At 65.8% G+C, this 16,621-nt stretch carries 19 protein-coding genes and 1 pseudogene; 6 read left to right on the top strand and 14 right to left on the bottom strand.

The annotated features are described in order from the left end of the window. Positions 1-39 precede the first annotated feature (39 nt). Positions 40-342, bottom strand: a complete 303-nt coding sequence (locus ACE3Q8_RS08940) for a hypothetical protein (protein WP_374469924.1) — start codon at positions 340-342, stop codon at positions 40-42. 77 nt (positions 343-419) lie between these two features. On the opposite strand from ACE3Q8_RS08940, the gene ACE3Q8_RS08945 reads away from it, so the two are divergent. Together ACE3Q8_RS08945 and ACE3Q8_RS08950 are read left to right on the top strand one after the other, a co-directional pair. Continuing rightward, positions 420-1,427: a helix-turn-helix transcriptional regulator gene (locus ACE3Q8_RS08945; RefSeq protein ID WP_374469925.1), complete on the top strand. Its 1,008-nt coding sequence runs from the start codon at positions 420-422 to the stop codon at positions 1,425-1,427. 9 nt (positions 1,428-1,436) lie between these two features. Then, positions 1,437-4,769, top strand: coding sequence for a TM0106 family RecB-like putative nuclease (locus ACE3Q8_RS08950; protein ID WP_374469926.1), 3,333 nt, complete (start codon positions 1,437-1,439; stop codon positions 4,767-4,769). Here ACE3Q8_RS08950 and ACE3Q8_RS08955 read toward each other — a convergent pair. The 4 genes from ACE3Q8_RS08955 to ACE3Q8_RS08970 all read right to left on the bottom strand — a co-directional run bounded on the left by ACE3Q8_RS08955 (position 4,766) and on the right by ACE3Q8_RS08970 (position 6,687). Next, positions 4,766-5,359, bottom strand: coding sequence for a hypothetical protein (locus ACE3Q8_RS08955; RefSeq protein WP_374469927.1), 594 nt, complete (start codon positions 5,357-5,359; stop codon positions 4,766-4,768). The genes ACE3Q8_RS08950 and ACE3Q8_RS08955 overlap by 4 nt on opposite strands. Positions 5,360-5,375: 16 nt before the next feature. Then, on the bottom strand, positions 5,376-5,777 hold the full coding sequence (locus ACE3Q8_RS08960) for a hypothetical protein (protein ID WP_374469928.1): 402 nt from the start codon (positions 5,775-5,777) through the stop codon (positions 5,376-5,378). A 105-nt stretch (positions 5,778-5,882) separates the two neighbouring features. Next, positions 5,883-6,425: a hypothetical protein gene (locus tag ACE3Q8_RS08965; protein ID WP_374469929.1), complete on the bottom strand. Its 543-nt coding sequence runs from the start codon at positions 6,423-6,425 to the stop codon at positions 5,883-5,885. 124 nt (positions 6,426-6,549) lie between these two features. Further along, positions 6,550-6,687 carry a hypothetical protein gene (locus ACE3Q8_RS08970; protein ID WP_374469930.1) on the bottom strand — a complete coding sequence of 46 codons (138 nt, stop codon included), beginning with the start codon at positions 6,685-6,687 and terminating at the stop codon, positions 6,550-6,552. Positions 6,688-6,716: 29 nt separating this feature from the next. Here ACE3Q8_RS08970 and ACE3Q8_RS08975 point away from each other — a divergent pair, with 29 nt between their 5' ends. The 3 genes and pseudogenes from ACE3Q8_RS08975 (at position 6,717) to ACE3Q8_RS08985 (ending at position 8,886) form a co-directional block, all read left to right on the top strand. After that, positions 6,717-7,172, top strand: a complete 456-nt coding sequence (locus ACE3Q8_RS08975) for a hypothetical protein (RefSeq protein ID WP_374469931.1) — start codon at positions 6,717-6,719, stop codon at positions 7,170-7,172. A gap of 112 nt (positions 7,173-7,284) precedes the next feature. Then, a pseudogene (locus ACE3Q8_RS08980) lies at positions 7,285-7,437 on the top strand (DUF6538 domain-containing protein); the annotation flags it as partial. A gap of 201 nt (positions 7,438-7,638) precedes the next feature. Further along, positions 7,639-8,886: a phage integrase SAM-like domain-containing protein gene (locus tag ACE3Q8_RS08985; protein ID WP_374469932.1), complete on the top strand. Its 1,248-nt coding sequence runs from the start codon at positions 7,639-7,641 to the stop codon at positions 8,884-8,886. Positions 8,887-8,893: 7 nt separating this feature from the next. Here ACE3Q8_RS08985 and ACE3Q8_RS08990 read toward each other — a convergent pair whose 3' ends face one another. The 6 genes from ACE3Q8_RS08990 to ACE3Q8_RS09015 all read right to left on the bottom strand — a co-directional run bounded on the left by ACE3Q8_RS08990 (position 8,894) and on the right by ACE3Q8_RS09015 (position 12,417). Continuing rightward, complete coding sequence (locus ACE3Q8_RS08990; RefSeq protein WP_374469933.1) at positions 8,894-9,199, bottom strand: hypothetical protein; 306 nt, start codon at positions 9,197-9,199, stop codon at positions 8,894-8,896. 1 nt (position 9,200) lies between these two features. Beyond that, on the bottom strand, positions 9,201-9,647 hold the full coding sequence (locus ACE3Q8_RS08995; protein ID WP_374469934.1) for a hypothetical protein: 447 nt from the start codon (positions 9,645-9,647) through the stop codon (positions 9,201-9,203). Positions 9,648-9,710: 63 nt separating this feature from the next. After that, a complete protein-coding gene (locus ACE3Q8_RS09000; RefSeq protein ID WP_374469935.1) occupies positions 9,711-9,992 on the bottom strand; it encodes a hypothetical protein in 282 nt (93 codons plus the stop codon). A gap of 125 nt (positions 9,993-10,117) precedes the next feature. Next, positions 10,118-10,483 (bottom strand): hypothetical protein, encoded by a 366-nt coding sequence (locus tag ACE3Q8_RS09005; protein ID WP_374469936.1) that lies wholly within the window; start codon positions 10,481-10,483, stop codon positions 10,118-10,120. Between the two features lie 62 nt (positions 10,484-10,545). Beyond that, positions 10,546-11,028 carry a hypothetical protein gene (locus tag ACE3Q8_RS09010; RefSeq protein WP_374469937.1) on the bottom strand — a complete coding sequence of 161 codons (483 nt, stop codon included), beginning with the start codon at positions 11,026-11,028 and terminating at the stop codon, positions 10,546-10,548. A 798-nt stretch (positions 11,029-11,826) separates the two neighbouring features. Further along, positions 11,827-12,417, bottom strand: a complete 591-nt coding sequence (locus ACE3Q8_RS09015; protein ID WP_374469938.1) for a recombinase family protein — start codon at positions 12,415-12,417, stop codon at positions 11,827-11,829. 177 nt (positions 12,418-12,594) lie between these two features. Between ACE3Q8_RS09015 and ACE3Q8_RS09020 the strand changes: the two genes are divergently transcribed. Next, complete coding sequence (locus ACE3Q8_RS09020) at positions 12,595-13,425, top strand: AbiJ-NTD4 domain-containing protein (protein ID WP_374469939.1); 831 nt, start codon at positions 12,595-12,597, stop codon at positions 13,423-13,425. Between the two features lie 36 nt (positions 13,426-13,461). Here the strand turns inward: ACE3Q8_RS09020 and ACE3Q8_RS09025 are convergent, their stop codons facing one another. The 3 genes from ACE3Q8_RS09025 to ACE3Q8_RS09035 form a co-directional block, all read right to left on the bottom strand. Continuing rightward, the gene (locus ACE3Q8_RS09025) at positions 13,462-14,436 is read right to left on the bottom strand and encodes an HNH endonuclease (RefSeq protein ID WP_374469940.1); all 975 of its coding nucleotides are present in this window, start codon (positions 14,434-14,436) and stop codon (positions 13,462-13,464) included. 70 nt (positions 14,437-14,506) lie between these two features. Next, complete coding sequence (locus ACE3Q8_RS09030) at positions 14,507-15,430, bottom strand: DUF4928 family protein (RefSeq protein WP_374469941.1); 924 nt, start codon at positions 15,428-15,430, stop codon at positions 14,507-14,509. Then, entirely contained in the window at positions 15,417-16,568 is a 1,152-nt protein-coding gene (locus tag ACE3Q8_RS09035; protein WP_374469942.1) for a DNA cytosine methyltransferase, read from the bottom strand. Before ACE3Q8_RS09035 ends, ACE3Q8_RS09030 begins: the two co-directional genes overlap by 14 nt. Positions 16,569-16,621: the final 53 nt, after the last annotated feature.

Genomic DNA, 16,621 nt, shown 5'->3' on the forward strand with positions numbered 1-16,621 from the left:
TGGATTGTGCAGGCTGAGGCTTGCAAGAGCGCGGTGAGCTTAGTGAGGCTTGCGGTAACGCCGCCCTTTGCCCCGACCGTGATCGATAAGGACCGTTACGATCTCGGCGCTGTCCTCGCTCCAGACAATCGCAAGCGAGCTCAGCTTGTCCGGATTGCATGCAAGTTCGGCCTTGAGCGCTCGGTCCTTCAGTCGCTCGCGACTAACCCGCAACACGGTGCACCCGCTGCCGGCAGGAGCCTCGATGTCCGCGTAGGCGATCACATCGCCGATCATCTTGTGAGTGATGCCGCGCTGGTTCGCGCGCAGCTTGGCGTGGCTGGAAAGCGTGAAGCTGTGCACCGCGAGATCTCCCGTTGAGCTTTCGTCGAGCTCAGGAGTAGGCTGGCGTTACGCCAGATTTGGACGTGGGGGCGTCTATGCGGCACGAGAAACTCGCGGACCTAATTGAGCTCGCGCGGCACTTGGCGGCCAGCGCAGAAGGGCTGACGCTTGATGAGATGGCGAGTGTCGCTCGCGTAAGCCGTCGCACGGCAGAGCGGATGAGGGATACGCTCGCCTTCGTCTTTCCGCAGATGGACGAGATTTCTGAGCCGCCTACGAAGCGGTTCCGCATCCCCAGCGGCCTCGACAGCTTCTCGCAAGCCCCGACCACCGAGGAGCTCTTGGAGCTCGGGAAGGCCGCCGCGCAACTGGAAGCAACTGGCGCCCATCCAAGAGCCGCAGCGCTGCAGTCGTTGGAGCGCAAGGTCCGCTCAGCGATGCGCAAGCAGGCTTTGCAGAAGGTTGCGACCGATGTGGAAGCGCTTGTTCGGGCCGAGGCCATAGCTGTTCAGGCTGGTCCGCGGCCCCACGAGGACCCCACGCTCATTGCGGACCTGCGGTTTGCTCTCACGGCCATGAAGAAGCTGCGCTTCCGCTACTTGGGGGGCAGTACGCCGGGCGACCTGCGCACCGTCACGCCCTACGGACTGATGTTCAGCCGGATGAATTATTTGGTGGCCGCGGAAAAGCGAGCGGAGGGGCCGCGCAACTGGCGGCTCGATCGGATCGTAGACTTGGAAGTGTTGGAGGAGACAGGCGCGCCGCCTGCCGACTTCAACCTGCACGACTACGCTTCAAGGTCCTTCGGCATCTACCAAGACGAGGTGCATGAGATTGTGCTTCGCATCTCCGGCGATCGCGTCGAGGACGCTCTGCGCTGGCGGTTTCATCCCACCCAGACCCTGCAGGCGCAGGCGGATGGCTCGGTGATCGTGCGGTTCCGCGCGAGCGGCATGCTTGAGCTTTCGTGGCACCTGTTCACCTGGGGCGACTGCGTCGAGGTGCTGGAGCCGCCGAAGTTAAGGGAGACGTTGGTCAGGGAGCTCGAAGGCGCTTTGACCAAACACAGGTCTACGACCAAATTCGGCGTAGCGGCCTTGTAGCTCGGGGATATGACCCAACCTCGTCTTTCAGCCTCGCGTCTCAACGAATATCTCGGCTGCGCGCACGCCGCAGCGCTGTGGCTAGACGGCGTGACGCCTCCAGATCAGACGGACGCTGGTCTGGAGCTGGTGCGCAAGAAGGGCTTCGAGCACGAGGCTCATGTGTTGGCGCGCCTCGAGGCGACATACGGCAAAGCCGTCGCCATCCCCGACAAAGCTTCCGCCAGCGTCAAAGCCGATGCCACTCGCTCCGCAATGGCGGCCGGAGCACCGCTGATCTACCAAGCGGCGCTCTTCAACGAACGCTGGGTCGGCTTCCCCGACTTCCTCGTTCGAACGGGTGAAGCCGAGGATGGGCGGCCGACCTACGAGCCGGAGGACGCCAAGCTTGCGACGCGCGCCAAGGCAGAGCACGTCATTCAGCTCGGCATCTATCGAAAGCTGATCGTCGACTTTGGCGGCGTGCCTGGGCCCGGCGGAACGATCCACGTCGGCGGCGGCAAGGCGCCAGAGCGCTTCCGCCTGGAAGAGACTGATCACATCACGGGCCGCTACATGGCGGAGTTTGAAGCCTTCGCCGATGCGCAGAGTCGCACCACGAGGCCACTTCCAACCGGCGCCTGCGGACGTTGCGCGTATAAGACTCGCTGTGAGACGGAGTGGCGTGAGGCTGACAGCCCAACATTCGTCGCCGGACTGCGAAGCGATCAGCTCCTAAAGCTCGGAAAGGCGGGTCTAACGACGCTCCAGCATCTTGCCGACCTATCGGCCGACGCACGTGTTCCTGGGATCAGCGATGAAGCGCTTCGGAAGCTCGCCGAACAGGCGAGCCTGCAAGCGCAGGCGCGAGAGACTGGCGAGCACGTCGTCGAGCCCCTCCCGCACGAGCCTGGGAGAGGCTTTGGGCTGCTGCCGCCGCCGGCCGCCGGAGACCTCTTCTTCGATATGGAGGGCTATCCTCATGATCCGGGCGGCCTCGAATATCTCTTAGGCCTCTTCGGCCCGCTAGGCCCAGCAGGGGAGGACCGATTCAAGGGGATCTGGGCTCACAACGCCGCTGAGGAGAAGCTTGCCTTTGAAGAGCTCATGGACCTCTTCGTCGAGCATCTGCGGCAGTATCCCAGTGCGCACATCTACCACTACGCAGCCTACGAGACGGTTGCTCTGAAGAAGCTCGCGAGCCGCTACGCCACTCGGGAGGCTGAGCTTGATCAGCTTTTGCGTGAGCGCCGGTTTGTCGATCTCTACCGCGTGGCCAAACAAGGCCTGCGCGCTTCAACCGAGAGCTATTCGCTAAAGGCTCTCGAGAAAATCTACTGGGGCAAGCGCGCGGGGGAGGTGACGAACGCTGGCGACAGCATCGTCGAGTACGAGCGTTGGCGTGAGACCGGGGACCCTGCGATCCTGGAGTCGATCGAGCGCTACAATGATGACGACTGCGTCTCGACGGCGAAGCTGCGCGAGTGGCTGGAGAGCCTCAGGCCTGACGGCGCCGTCTACGACGGCGGAGAGCCCGCTGTTGAGGAACCGGATGCCGCCGCCGACGAGCGGAGGGCGGCCCGCGAAGCGTTCGAAGCCCGGCGTCGTAACCTGGCGGAGCGAGTTCGAGCAAGTGGCGTTGGAAGCGAAGCCTTTCGTGACCTTGTCGCTGAGCTCCTCTGGTTCCACCAACGCGCCAACAAGCCGCAATGGTGGTCTCTGTTCGATCGCCAGACCTGGTCCGACGAAGAACTGATCGAGGACATCGACGGGCTAGGCGGGCTTGAGCTGGTAGCTCAGCAGACGCTGCCGAAGCCTGCGCGTTCCGATCTCGCTACCTATCGCTTTCCGCCGCAGGAAACGAAGCTGAGGGTCGGCCAATCGTGCAAGATCGCGGCTACCCTGGAGCCGGCGGGTGTCATTCAGGAGCTGGATGCAGCGGCCGGGCTGATCGTCTTGAAGCGTGGCTCTAAGGCAGGAGAGTACCCCCAGACGTGCGGGATCTCTCCGGACGGTCCTATCGATCAGAACGGACTTGTCGAAGCCATCGTCGGGTTCGCCGAGCGGGTCGCTGCTGGCGATCTCGCGGACGACCAGGCTCTAGTGGATTTGCTCCTTCGCGCAGCGCCGCGCATCGCTGGCGGCGAACCCGGCCGGCCGATCCTGCGCGAGGGGGAGGATCTCGTGCCTGGCGTCGTTCGAGCGGTCCGAGCGCTACAGAACAGTCACTTGTTCATTCAGGGGCCCCCAGGCACGGGTAAGACCTACACGTCCTCCCACGCCATTCTGCAGTTGTTGAAGGGCGGCGCACGGGTGGCCGTGGCTTCGAACTCGCACAAGGCGATCAACAATCTCCTCGAGGCAGTTGAAAAGCGCGCTGAAGAGGATGGGTTTGCGCTGGTGGGCGTGAAGAAGGCGACGCGCGGGGACCCCGAGACTGAGATCGACGGCAAGTTCATCGCCAACGTCTACAGCTCGTCGGACGCCGCGGGGTATCCGCTGGTCGGGGGCACCGCCTTCCATTTCTGCAAGTCGGAGCGGGAGTTCGACTATCTGTTCGTCGATGAGGCGGGTCAGGTCTGCCTCGCAAACCTAGTCGCCATGGCGGGATGTGCGCGGAACATCGTCCTCATCGGCGACCAGATGCAGCTACCGCAGCCGGTGCAGGGCGTGCATCCTGGCGAAACGGGCCTCTCTTGCTTGGACTACCTGCTGCAGGGACGCGCCACCGTGCCTCCGGAGCTTGGCGTCCTCCTAAACATCAGCTGGCGAATGCATCCCGGGGTTTGCTCGCTGATATCTGAGGCTGTGTACGAGGGGAGGCTCTCCTCGCACGCAACAGCTGAGGCGCGGGCCGTGCTGGTCGAGGGATTTCCCGGCGCCGGCGTTGTCCATATGCCAATCGCCCACGAGGGTTGTCGTCAGGCGAGTCGACAAGAGGCGGAGGCCATCGCCGACCTTGTTCAGCGTCTCCTTAGTGGGCGCTTCCGGGACGAATACGGAGAGGAGCGCGCAATGGAGCTCGCCGATGTCCTCGTCGTCGCACCCTATAACCTCCAGGTGAACCTCCTGAAGGAGCACCTGCCGCAAGGGATACGGGTGGGGACGGTCGACAAGTTCCAGGGGCAGGAGGCGCCGGTGGTTGTTGTCTCCATGGCGACCTCAAGAGGATCGGATGCGCCACGCGGAACCGAATTCCTGTTCAATAAGAACCGGCTCAACGTCGCCATCAGTCGTGCGATGTGTCTCGCGTTCGTGGTGGCGAGCGACCGGTTGTTGGAGGGGGCGGGCGGCACTGTCGCGGATCTGGCGCGGCTGGATCTCATAGCCCGCATCGAGGCGGGCGAGGCTAGGTCCGCTTAGCGGAGCCGGTAGGCCTGGTCGCCTGCGGCCCAACCGAGGAGGAGCCGCCGACCGCATGGAATCTCCACGGTCGTGCTCTCCGGCGCCGGCGCGGGCCCGAAGAGCTGGACGAAGCGCGCGTAGTCTTCGAACCATCGACGTTCCGGAGAGAAGGAATGGACAATCATGGCCGCAGCGCCGGTTAAGAAGCGCTGTGCCTCGACGACGGCCGAGGCGGTCCGATGGAGGAGCTGATAGCGAACACCCCCGTCGAGCTCTCCCTTTAAGCTCAAGATGCCCTGGATATAGGCGAGCCGCTCGCGCTTCCACTCCGAGGGGCTGGCCATCCATTCCGCCAGCGTGGGGCCGAACGGCTCGTCCACCTTTCCTTCGATGGCGCACGCCACGACTTGGCTGGGCGTTGGAACGAGGGCGAAGACATCACACTGACTCTCCCGGCGACCGCCGGGCAACGGCACCTTATGTTCTGGAATGGCCAGCAGAAGCTCAACGCGCCCGAAGTGCTGTTCAAGGCAGGCTGCAACGTCAGGCGGGAGCCCGTCAGAGGCCTCCCAAGCATGAGCGACCGTCCGGGCCGAATAACCGGTCACCCAATGAAGGCCGCACCTACCCGCCCGGGGCAAACCGTCCGAGCTTCTTCATCCACACCTCGTTCTCCTCGGGCCCCAGCTCCCCGTGCAGCGAGAGGCAGGGTCCAAAGCCGACGCGCGCCAGCGCGGCCCCGGTCATGGGGATCCACTCCCGCGTTCGATCAAGCCGCCAAACCGCCTGCCCGGCGTCGAACCCGTGCTTGCGCGCTGCCGCGTCCGTGAGTGGAAGAAGCTTGTCCTCCCGAAAGGTGCGTGCCTCGCGAAGCGCAAGGTCGTAGCCGTGCAAGTAGGTGATGTCGGAATGGCGCAGATGGCGGACGCGGACCAGGGGCGCGAGTTGGCGAATGCTCCCGTATCCGCCAGCGACGTACCTGAACAGGAGCACATCGAAGGGCTGTTGTAGGTCACGCTCGTTCACGGGCAATCCTATCGTCGGTTCTGTGCAAAGACGCGTTCGGGCGTGACCGCCTGACCTGAGTTCGTCTGATGCAACTCACGGGCCGGCGGCAGCTTTGAAAGGCGATCAGACGGCGTCCCGCAGGCCCCGCACCGCTCGGGCGGCCGGATCTACAAACGAGACCACCGCTGCGAGCGGTGTCCCATCGACGAGCTGAAGGCACACCAACTGCCCCTCGATAAGCTTGAAGGTCGCTGCAGATGAAGGGTCGTGGAATCGACGCACAAGCTCGCCGGCGGCGGCTAGCGTATGGTCCGACTTCTCCTGACGATCTCCTAGGAGCTCCTCGAGCTCAGCGCGAAGTTCCGCAGCCTGTGCGTCAAGACGGCTGGCCATCTCCTCAAGCCCGGCCGCCGACCTACGTCCGAGAAGGGCAAGCGGGTGCTCCAGAAGCGTCGCGGCCGGGCCTCCGTTCTGGGCCAGCCACACATCGTCCCGCCAGCGGGCGAGGACCTCGAGCCTTCCTTGTAGGTCGGTGATCGCCTCCTCGTACTCCGACATCTCCACCTGGAACTGCCCGAAGAACCAGAAGAGGTCTTCGTCGCGCCACCGCACGGCTGCAGGACCAAAGGCGAGGAGGAGGGGATCTTGATGGGATGACGGCGCCATTGTCTGTCCTTCGATGATCGAGCCCCGTTCGTGAGGCCCTCACCCATCAAAAGAACGGGCGCGCGCGTGCGTCCGCGCACGCGAGGGGGCGAGCCTCCCGGAACCAGGGGGCGATGTAGCCGGGCTAGCCCGCCCGGAACCGCTGATCCCCGATGGCCCAGGCGACGTAGAGCGGCAGCCCTGAGGGAAGCGCGATGCGCCAGCCCTTGCCGATCTCAGGCGCCGCCCCAAAGAGGTTCGAGAAGGGGACCGCGGGGATCACGCCGGCCTGGGAAGGGCGTCGAGGGTGCCATGGTCGATGCCCAGGAGGGCGGCGGCGTCGCGCTTGGGCAGAAGGGCGCGGTCAGAGAACGCTTCGACGGAGCGGGCCTCGGTGGCCGGCCCAAGCTTCTCAAGCGAGGAACAATGGGTGGGCAGCGGAAAGAGGGCTGCCAAGGGCCCTGGTCGGAATGCAGCCTGAGCCGTGGCGAGCAGACGCCCTTTGCCTCGCTGCCGGGCAGGGCGCAGGTGCTCAGCGCCAGCAGTCAGGCTTCCTGTAGCAGCTACAACTTGCTGCGTATCGCTTCGAACATCGCGCTGCGACCTCGCGCGTTGGCGAAGTGTCGCTACCGTGATACAGGTAGAGAAGAGCGGGGCGGTACTTTTGTTGGTATCGAGCCTGACCAAAAAGCCAAGTTCCTCAATGACTTGAGGCAATCCTACAACTTCGAGTCCTGCCGGGCCCACCAGCGCATTCTAAGTCGCTGATGCGACAAAGAGATCAGGCAATTCAGGCGGTTGCGCAGTTGAAGTGTGACACAAGGGTGTGCCACACGCAGCGGAGATGCAGCGCGTGCCCGGATAGAATCACCTTTACCGCCGTGGAGCCGCTTACTGGTTCCGGCGCAGGGTCCCCACCGACCTCCTGACGACTCTCGGGAAGAAGGAGTGGAAGGAGAGCCTCGGAACTCGGGACTTCGAGGACGCCAAGCGGCGTTGCCGCACGCGGGCGGTTGAGACGGATCAGGAGATCGCCGTCGCCCGCGCCCGAGGCGCAGCCGCAGCCTCACCGCCCCTGACAGCCGCCGAAGCCCGCGCGCTGGCTGGCGAGCAACTGGCGCTGTGGCTGAACAATGACGAGGAGGCGAGGCTCACCAGCGGCGAGCGAGCCCACCGCCAAACTGAGATCGCGCTCCAGTTGGTCGGCTCCGACGCTCGCCGGGCATTGGCCGAGATGGACTGGACGGAGGAGGCCCGCACCGTCGAGGAGGCGCTCGCCCGCGCCGGCCGGTGGTATCCCCGTTCGGACCCTAGCTTCCGGTTAGTGGCTGGGGAGATGCTGAAGGCCCGCGTCCGCCTCAATGAAGCGCTGGAGAAGCGCCAGGGCGGTGAGCTCGTTGAGGCCCCTGTCGTGACGCCGGTTGCGGCCGCCGCGCCTACGGGCGTGACAGTCGGTCATCTGATCGACGCCTACCGTGCGGAGCGCGTGAAGCGGCACGGTGACGAAGCGACCGACCGCAAGTATCGCCACGTCTTCCGGGTTCTGGAGGAGGGGCTCGGTCGGGACCGTTCGCTGCGAGGGATCACGCGGGCGGACTGCCGAGAGCTGCGGGACCGGCTGGCAGGCATGCCGGCTCACATGGGCAAGCGATACCCCGGCCTGACCATTGCCCAGGCGAGCGCAGCCGCTCAGCGGGATGGGGTCGAGACGATCTCCGAGGGCACCCTCTGGAGCTACCTCAACAACCTCTCTGCGGTCTTCAACTGGGCTGTCGAGGAGGAGTGGCTCGACAAGAACCCCGCACGTGGGATCGCCTCGCGGGGAGGGGCGAAGGTCAAGCGGCGCGGCTTCACGCCTGCCGAGCTGGAGACGCTGTTCGGCTCGCTGGCGGCCGAGCGGGAGACGTATCCCTCGCACTTCTGGCTTCCGGCCATGTCGCTCTACTCGGGCGCACGGGCCGGCGAGCTGGCTCAGCTGCTGGTCGGCGACATCAAGCTGGTGGAGGGTCGCTGGTGCTACGATCTGTCGGAGTTCGATGAGAAGGGGCTGCGGCACCGCGCCAAGCGCCTGAAGACCGACGCGAGCGAGCGGATCGTGCCGATCCACCCCGCCGTCATCAGAGCCGGCTTCCTGCGCTTCGTGCGCTCGCGCGGCGCGGCTTCGGAGAGGCTGTTCCCTGAGCTTCGCGAAGGCCCCCATGGCGGCCACACGCACGAGTTCAGCAAGTGGTTCGGACGTCGCCTCGACCGCATCGGCCTCAGCGATCCGACCCTCACCTTCCACGGCTTCCGCCACGGATTCCGTGACGCGGGGGCTCTGGCCCGCATACCCGACGCCACCATCGACGCGCTGGGCGGATGGAAGACGCCGGGCGTTGGGGCGGGCTACGGCAACCGGCGTGCGCTCGTCTCGCTCCTGGCTGCGGAGCTGCGGCGAGTTCGCTACGGCAGCTTCCGCCTCAGGACCGCGAAGCGGACCTAGACGCGGCTCAGCGCGTGGGCAGCGAGGAGGCGCGGCGCGTCTGCGGCTTCGGCTGGTAGCGCCACGCACCGGGTGGCGGGGCGTCCAAGGCGACGTTCGTCTCGATGAGCGTCCCGTCGAAGCCGACCGTCCGGGCGACCTCGGCGGCAGCCGGCAGGATCACCGCCGGGGCGGCCTCTTGGGTGTCCTCGGGGGTCTCGAAGGCGGCCTCGGCGACGGGGGCGGGCTGGACCGCGCCCTCCTGCCGCTCCTTGGCCTCACGCCGCGCCACCTCCAGCCCTTGGTTCAGGGACAGGCGCTTCTCGGACTCCACGTCAACGGCCCCGCTCGGCCGGATCAGCCGCCTGGAGGTCGGGGGTCAGGAAGCCCTCGCGGATGCTGCGGCCGATCTTCTCCCGCACGGCGTTCTGATAGGTGGGGTCGATCTCGTAGGCCGGGGCGCTGAACGCGGCGGCGATCTCCTCGGGGCTCTTGAAGAAGCCCCGACCGACCTTGCCGGCTTCGGCCCAGGTGGGGTCCGCGCCCTGGACGATGTAGCCGTTCGCGTTGTCGTCAGCGTAGTAGGCGTTGCGGGTGTGGGTGCGATCGGCTGGGTTGATGAACTCGCCCATGGGGCTGATCGTCCCCGCCTCCATCGAGCGTTGCAGCTTCGCCGCCACGTCATCGCGGTAGCGGGCGCTGGCTGCATATTCCGGCGATGAGGCCGCCTTCAGGAACTCGGCGCGGTCGTAGAAGATGCCGGTGGGTTCGTTGGTGTCCATGTTCGTGATCCGTATGGTTGGGCCGGCGGTGGCCGGCGGTGTCGGGTTTGGGGACGTGGCCCGTCACCAGGGCCGCGTGTCCTCTGCGGGGATGCCTTGGGGCCACTGGCTGGCCGCCTTGCGGTCGCGGCGGGGCTTGGCGGTGGATGCCTTCCGGCGGCGGGCGGCCGGCTTCTCAGCCTTCAGCGCCTCCCTGGCGAGCCGTTGGGCTTCCCGCTGGGGGCGCTGGGCCTCGTAGCGGGCGGCTGCATAGGCCCGCCAGCGTTCCCGCCTGCGGCGCTCGCGTTCGTCCAGCTCGTCCTCAGGGGTCCTGGGGCGGCCGGGCGGTCGTCTGATCTGGTCCAATCTGGGCTCCGGTAGGTGGTGCGTGTGGCGTTCCGTCGGGGCGGGAGGGCGCATACGGGCCATGGCGGCTACTGGGCTAGCTGGGCTTGTCCGCATGCGCTCCTGGGCCGTTCTCGAGCCTCGCCTCAGGAGGCCCGGCAGGAGGCCGCCAGGGCGTCGCGAAGCTGGTCCCGCGCGGCCCTACGCTGCTGGGCCTTGCGCTGGTGCTGGGCCTTGACCTTCTCGCGGTTGGCCGCCCGCCAGGCCTTGGCCCGCTCCGCTGCGGTGATCTGCTTGGCAGACGGGGCGGGGGTGGGGACCGGGGCAGGCTCCCGGCTGTGCAGCTCCACGGCTCCGGTGAAGGGCCGCCGCTGGACGCCCTGAGGCGTGACCAGCTCGACGGCATCTCGGTAGTAGATGACGCCCAACACACCACGCGGGAGCCGCGCCTCCTGAAGGCGAAGCCAGGGGTGTTCCGGGTCCGCCAGCACGGCGGCCGGCAGGAGCCCCACGGCCTGCGCCGTGAAGACCCGCCTGACCGGTAGTCCATGGAGGGGATGAGGGAAGTTGCCCGTCACCACGGCCGGCGATCTCCGACCGACCGGGCCGGGCGCTTCCACGCGCCTTCCTCGCGGCGGCGCAGGCTGCTGTGAGCCTGCCAGGACTCGTTGACGGCGTGGACCTTCCGACCGCTCAGCCGCTGGCCGCCCTCACCCTTGCGGGGCTGGATGAGCAGGTTCCCCGTGCGGAGGTCAAAGCGGTCGCCGTTGGCGTAGATCACGCGACGGCCCTTGGGGGCATCGAGGACGGCCCGAGCGGCCATCTGGGCCTGCTTGGAGGGAAGCCCAAGGAAGGCGACGTAGCGGTTCTGGTGGCCGTCACCTACGGCGTAGAGGAAGCGCGCGCCGGCTTGGCGCAGACGCTCCAGACCCTCGGGGTCCACCAGGGCGAAGCTACCAGCGCCGTCGCGTCCGGTCAGGGGAATGCTGTAGGCCGCCTCGCCGTCGATGGTGATCAGCTCGCCGGTCAGGCCGGGCGCGGTGTTGGCGTGAGTCATGGTCATGCTCGCGTGAAAGCGACCCGCCGGGAGACCGGCAGGAGGCGTTGGGGTGGATCGGTGGCTTCGGGGTGCGGCCGGGCAGCTGGCCCGCGTCGCCGAAAGAGGCGGCCGAAAAGGCGGGCCCGCTGGGGGCCGTCAAAAGAGGCCAAAAACGCTAAGCAGGGCAGAGCCCGCCCGAGAGCGCGACCATCGGACTGCAGGCGCTGGGGGCGGGCTCTGGTGGTGGCCGGGCCTGGCGACTGGCGTCCCCGTCCACAGCCGGGGTGTCCTTCAGGAGGCCCACAGGGAACCTCAGGGCCTCGAAGGTGACCTCAGTGGCTGATCTTGATGGAGTATCTCTAGAGGGGGTCTTGAAGGGGACTCCTTCAGGAGAACCTATAGGTCCCCCCTATAGTCCCCCCACAGTCGGCGCTCTGTCTCCAAGGCTCAGCAGTAATTGACCGTCGGCGGTTCGGTGGCTCCTAGGCTGGGCACTAACTCGCACGGACCTGCTGCTTGGGTCCGAGGGCGCAACTCAATTCGCGCCCCCCTGCTGTGGGTCCTAGGGTGCTGACTAAGGGGTCGCACAAATGCGCCTGGGGGCGGCTGGCGGCTCCCAGGCTGCGGACAAAGTGGCGCGGTCTGTTCCGCCGGCCTCGGACGCTCTGGCGTCGTGGGCCGGTGGGGCCTAGGGGCGGCGGTAATTCGCGGGCCGCCAGGACGCCTCAGGAGTCCATACGGACCCGCCCCGCTACCCTACTACCGGGCTTGGCCCGTATGCGGCTTCCTCGGCCGGGAGAGCGACCGGGCCGGGGCTCAATCTGCAGCAGGTAGCACGGCAGCACAGTAGCGTTTGACGGTGGCCTCAGAGAGCCCGAAGTGATGGGCCGTGCCCTTGATGCTGGCCCGGTTCTCCCGCCTCCAGGCGGCCACCGTGGTGGCATCATGGGCCATCGGACGGCCGAGGCTAGCCTTCCCCCGGTGCGTCCTGCCGGTGACCTCCAGGGCGGCCCTAGCGGCGGCGCGGCCCGCCTCCGTCCGCTCCCTGATCTTCCGCCGCTCCAGGTCGGCTACTTGGGCCAGGACTGCGAGGACGATCTCGCCCGCACCGCCGCCGACGGGGCCGATGCCGTGGATGTGGAGGACCACGCCCATCTGCATCAGCCGCCGCACGGTTCCCTGAACGTCCAGCGCGTCACGCCCGAGACGGTCCACGGCGTAGACGCAGAGGGTGTCGCCCCCTCGGATCACCTCCATGAGCTTGGCGAAGCTTGGGCGGTCGGCGGCCATGATCCCGCCGCTCACGCCTTCGTCTGAGAACTCGCGGTCGAAGCCTCCGCCCATAGCGTGGCGCTGGGCGTCGATGCTCTGGTCTGCGGTGGAGACGCGGTAGTAGGCGATACGCATGGCCGGCTCACAAGTTAGGGGGCTGCTGTGGCCTAGCTCATATGCTGGCTCATAACCGTCGTCAACTATCTTGTGAGCCCCAGCGCAAAACCTAGGACTTGTGCGCCGAAGCGCAGTGTGTCCCGCGCCGCAAAACGTTGCGATAGATTGCGCTCTAGCCAAGCCACGGATGCAAGCATGAGCGAAGCAGATCAGCCCTTCTCCCGCCGATTTGGGTTTCGCGCTGACCCTCCCGCAATTGCGGTTAGGCATGAGGCCCCAGAGGAACTTCGCTTCGCTCTGCTGGCGCTCGCGGAGAGAGGTTCTCTCACGCCGGAGCAGATCGTGCGGCTGCTGACCCAAGTGCTCCTTGTTCCGCCCCAGGGAAACCGGCGGGCCGACTACCTGAGGAACGAGGCCCAGGAGCTGCTCCATGGGGCTCCGTGGTATCGCGTCTACGACCTAGCAGAGGCGATCTACCTCCGACTGGCACAGCTCCACGAGCAGCAGTTCATGGACCCCGCGCCCCATCTTTGGTTCGAGCGTGAGCTAAACGAGGTGTTCCTAGAGCGCGGAATCGGCTGGCGAATGAGTGGCGGCATGATCGAGTTTCGCGGACCTGAGCCGCTCGAAGCCGACGTGCAACGAGCAGCGGACGGGATGGAGCAGACCGGTAGGCACACAGCCGCGACTGAGCTGCGGGAGGCCCGTCTCGCCCTTTCCCGCCGCCCAGAGCCCAACCTTACGGGCGCGGTTCGCCATGCGCTTGCCTCCCTGGAGTGCCTGTCACGTGACCTAGTAGGCGACCCTCAGGCCACCTTCGGAGAGATTCTGGGGCGCTATCCGGACCTGCTTCCGCAGCCGCTGCGACAGACGGCAAACACCTTGTGGGGCTACGCTTCTGAGTTTGCCCGGCATGTGCGTGAAGGCCGGGTGCCCACGATGGCAGACGCCGTGTTCGTGGTTGGGGTTGCTTCGTCCTTTGCAGCGTTCCTCATCGAACGAGAGGTCGCTGACGTCTCGGCATGAGAGGGCAGGGGGGGGGGAACTCAGCCGCGCCGCCGTCTAGATGGGGGCGAGAATTTTTGATCCGAAAACTATCCGGGCCATATCGGCACGCACTGTAGTCACTGGAAGCGGCTCGTAGACCGCCGGCCCCTTGGCGTGCGCCCAGCGGTGGCACCTGGGGCACAGAACCGCGAGGTGACCGACGTGGGTCTCACGCTCGCCGACAGCAATTGGGATCAGGTGGTGCGCGTCGAACAGTCGTGAATCTGCATCCGCGAAGTTGCATGCCTCGCAAACTAGGACGCCGCCGTTGCGCTCCTTATTCAGTCGCTTCGCTTCACGGGAGACCTGTGAACTGCGCTCCACGTCCTGCGCCAGCTTGTAGCGCCGCTTGCCCTCCGTGGCTGAGACCTTGGGGTAGAGGCTGAAGCAGAGCTGAGCCTTGCCGGGTTCACGGAAGTCAGCTGGGGGCAGAACGTCCCCGCGCAACTCCACCGGACGATCCTTCAGCGCCTGCCAAAGGGCGGCGATATCGGCCGCGTTCGACCTGACGCCGTCGTATGCGTTCTCCAAGACCCGGCGGTCGGGGAAGCCCAGGTCATGGATCAGATGTGGGTCGCCGACAATGCGGTAGACTTCGGTTAGCACGACCGCGACGGGCCACTGCGACAGCCGCTCGCGTAGGCCAGGATCGTGAACGAAGGCGGCGGTCTCCCCATACGCACCCGAGACGCGGACGAGTTCGAGGACGCGACCTTGGAGGTCGGCCGGGACCTGCTCGCCGCCCCCGATGGTCAATAGGAAGGGACGCGCGACACTTTTCTCAGCCGTCAGCCGCGCTTGCTGGAAGTGCGCTGGGTCCTTCGTCGCAGCGTTGCCGCGCGACCCGAAGCACATGACTGCTTCCCGGCTCTTGCCCCAAACCGCCTTGACCCCCATCAGCCGAGAGGGGTCGGAAACCACGTCACGGACCGTTAAGGAGCCGAGGGGCTTGGCCAGTCCGTTCGGTGGCGGGTCGGCGATCCCGGTCATTCTCGTATTCGCTGGATAGTTCTTCAGCTTAGAACGCCATCAATGGCCGCGGATGTCGGCGATGGCTGCGTCAATCGACAACAATTCTTAGGCTGGGGTCGGTCTCAACCTTGCCGACGATCAAGTTGTAGCGGTCGATCAGGCCGAGCATCGCGCTCCGCGAGTCTCCGCTCCCGAAGTGGCCTCGGAGCTGCGCATTCGTGGCGATGAACTGCTCAAAATCAATCATGTCAACACGACCGGCAATTCCGGCCGCTTCCGCCAACACTTCCGCAGTGACTATCCCGTTGCGGGTCGTGATGATCACAGGTCGCCAACCGCGTTCGAGATTATCTCTGCACTTGGCAAGTAGTGCCTCTGACGGTGAGCCGGTCACATGCAGGACCGCATCACCTATGTCGAAGTCTCCCCCTCGACCGGAAGCGTCGTTCTGATTGGATGGGTGATGAGTGACCGGAACGCCCGGCATCGCCATCTCCAGCGCTGCCCCTACGAGGTGCTGCATTACAGTTCCAACGACCATGGTCCCATTGGATTCGCGCTGGCGTGCCGCCGCTTGCTCCATCAGGCCCCGAACCGTCGCTGTGAAGCCGAATGCGGGATCCATTCGGAATGAGATCGGCGTGCTAGCAAAGTAGTCTCGAACACGATCGACCCAATAGGCCTCAACCGCCTCTAGATCGAGGTGACCTTCGGCCGCCCATCGGTTCAGCAGACCAACGAGGGCCTCCATGGCCATGATGCTCCCGCGGGATGTGCGACCGGCTTCCGCGGCAAGCCTTCGAACTATGCCGTGCTTCTTGAGAATGCGCGCAACGGCGGGGCCCCCCGCCCCCTTCACTTGACCGCCGCGGGGCGTGAGAAACCGCGAAGTGTCGAGAGGGAATGGCTCCGTCGATGCGCGAGCCACTACTACGAGTGCAACGCCGAGCGGTCCCTTAGTTTTGAGGCCCAGGGCATCGAGTTCAGCCCTCGCCGCGTCACTCAGCGGCATGAGCGAGCGCGGCCGCAGTGGGGTTCAGGAGGGGTTCTAGAATGGCGGCGGCCAAGTGCCTGACCACGGGAACGGCCACGCCATCTCCAGCGACGTGGTAGGCGTCGTTGTGGCTCTGCGGAAGCACATAGCTGTCGGGCAGTCCCATCAGACGCGCCGCCTCGCGCGCAGAGAGCAACCGGCTTCGAACGCGCCCCTTCTCCACCAGAAGGACGAACTGCTTCGATGAGCCTCCCGCTGGAGTTCGCAAGCAGCCGGCGATCCCATCGGATCGCAATTCGGCACGCTGCTGACCCTGACGAGTGCGCCGGTAAACTGTCCCCACTGTTCTGTCGGGCGAACGCTTCATCTGCTCAAGACGGTCTGCATGACGCTGGTTCATCAGCGATACGAGACGGTCTGTTTCGCCTCGCTGGTGCCAGGTCACGTCACGAGGCGTCTCTTCGATGATGTCCACAAGCGAAGGCCGCGCATTATTTGGGAGGGGCAAGCGCCACCACAACCATGCGTCCGCTACCTCAGCAGGAAGGGCTTCAGCCGCCTTGATAAGCGCGGGCGGGTGCCATGGTAGTTGAGGTTCGGCGGCCAACAGGGCGGACGGGATGGGGTGACCGCTCTGCACCGCCACAATGAACACCCGTGGTCGCGACTGCGGCAAGAAGTGAACTGCGTCTACGAGCAGCGCACCGAACCGATACCCTGCTTGAGCCAGCGCGCTGGCAATTGCCACGAAGTCCCCGCCCTCGTTAGCAGTCAAGACGCCGTAGACGTTCTCTAGGACGATCGTGCGCGGCGCGCGTCCCTCTCGCTGCAATCCCAACATCAGTCGCCAGAAGCCCCAGAAGGTGCCCGAGCGGGTCTGTTGATTGTCGCTTGCGCTACCGAGGCCGGCGTAGTTGCCGGCCAATGACAGGTCCTGACACGGGAAGGAAGCCCAGGCCAGATCGGCCTCACCAGGGAGGTTTCCAGGGGCGAGACTATTGATATCGGCTAGGTGGAAGTGATCGCTACCCCAATTCGCAGTATAGGCTTCGCCCTTCATGGGGTCGAAGTCATTAGCGAACGCGCAGCTCCAGCCCCCTCCAAGCCCGGCGCGCGCCATGCCGCCTCCAGCGAAGAACTCGTAATAGCGCGCCATGGTCTGCCAGCAAGTCAGTGTTCTGGGTGCGTTCTAGTCACAGCATCGCTGCT

The organism is Phenylobacterium sp., assembly GCF_041913825.1.
In the GTDB taxonomy this organism is placed as follows: Bacteria; Pseudomonadota; Alphaproteobacteria; order Caulobacterales; family Caulobacteraceae; genus Phenylobacterium.

Coding starts and splice junctions, on each gene's coding strand:
- ACE3Q8_RS08995 (WP_374469934.1), bottom strand. CDS start 9,647: ATGGACACCAACGAACCCACCGGCATCTTCTACGACCGCGCCGAGTTC.
- ACE3Q8_RS09010 (WP_374469937.1), bottom strand. CDS start 11,028: ATGACTCACGCCAACACCGCGCCCGGCCTGACCGGCGAGCTGATCACC.
- ACE3Q8_RS09015 (WP_374469938.1), bottom strand. CDS start 12,417: ATGCGTATCGCCTACTACCGCGTCTCCACCGCAGACCAGAGCATCGAC.
- ACE3Q8_RS08965 (WP_374469929.1), bottom strand. CDS start 6,425: ATGGCGCCGTCATCCCATCAAGATCCCCTCCTCCTCGCCTTTGGTCCT.
- ACE3Q8_RS09030 (WP_374469941.1), bottom strand. CDS start 15,430: ATGCCGCTGAGTGACGCGGCGAGGGCTGAACTCGATGCCCTGGGCCTC.
- ACE3Q8_RS09025 (WP_374469940.1), bottom strand. CDS start 14,436: ATGACCGGGATCGCCGACCCGCCACCGAACGGACTGGCCAAGCCCCTC.
- ACE3Q8_RS09035 (WP_374469942.1), bottom strand. CDS start 16,568: ATGGCGCGCTATTACGAGTTCTTCGCTGGAGGCGGCATGGCGCGCGCC.
- ACE3Q8_RS08975 (WP_374469931.1), top strand. CDS start 6,717: ATGGTCGATGCCCAGGAGGGCGGCGGCGTCGCGCTTGGGCAGAAGGGC.
- ACE3Q8_RS08950 (WP_374469926.1), top strand. CDS start 1,437: ATGACCCAACCTCGTCTTTCAGCCTCGCGTCTCAACGAATATCTCGGC.
- ACE3Q8_RS08945 (WP_374469925.1), top strand. CDS start 420: ATGCGGCACGAGAAACTCGCGGACCTAATTGAGCTCGCGCGGCACTTG.
- ACE3Q8_RS08985 (WP_374469932.1), top strand. CDS start 7,639: ATGGACTGGACGGAGGAGGCCCGCACCGTCGAGGAGGCGCTCGCCCGC.
- ACE3Q8_RS09020 (WP_374469939.1), top strand. CDS start 12,595: ATGAGCGAAGCAGATCAGCCCTTCTCCCGCCGATTTGGGTTTCGCGCT.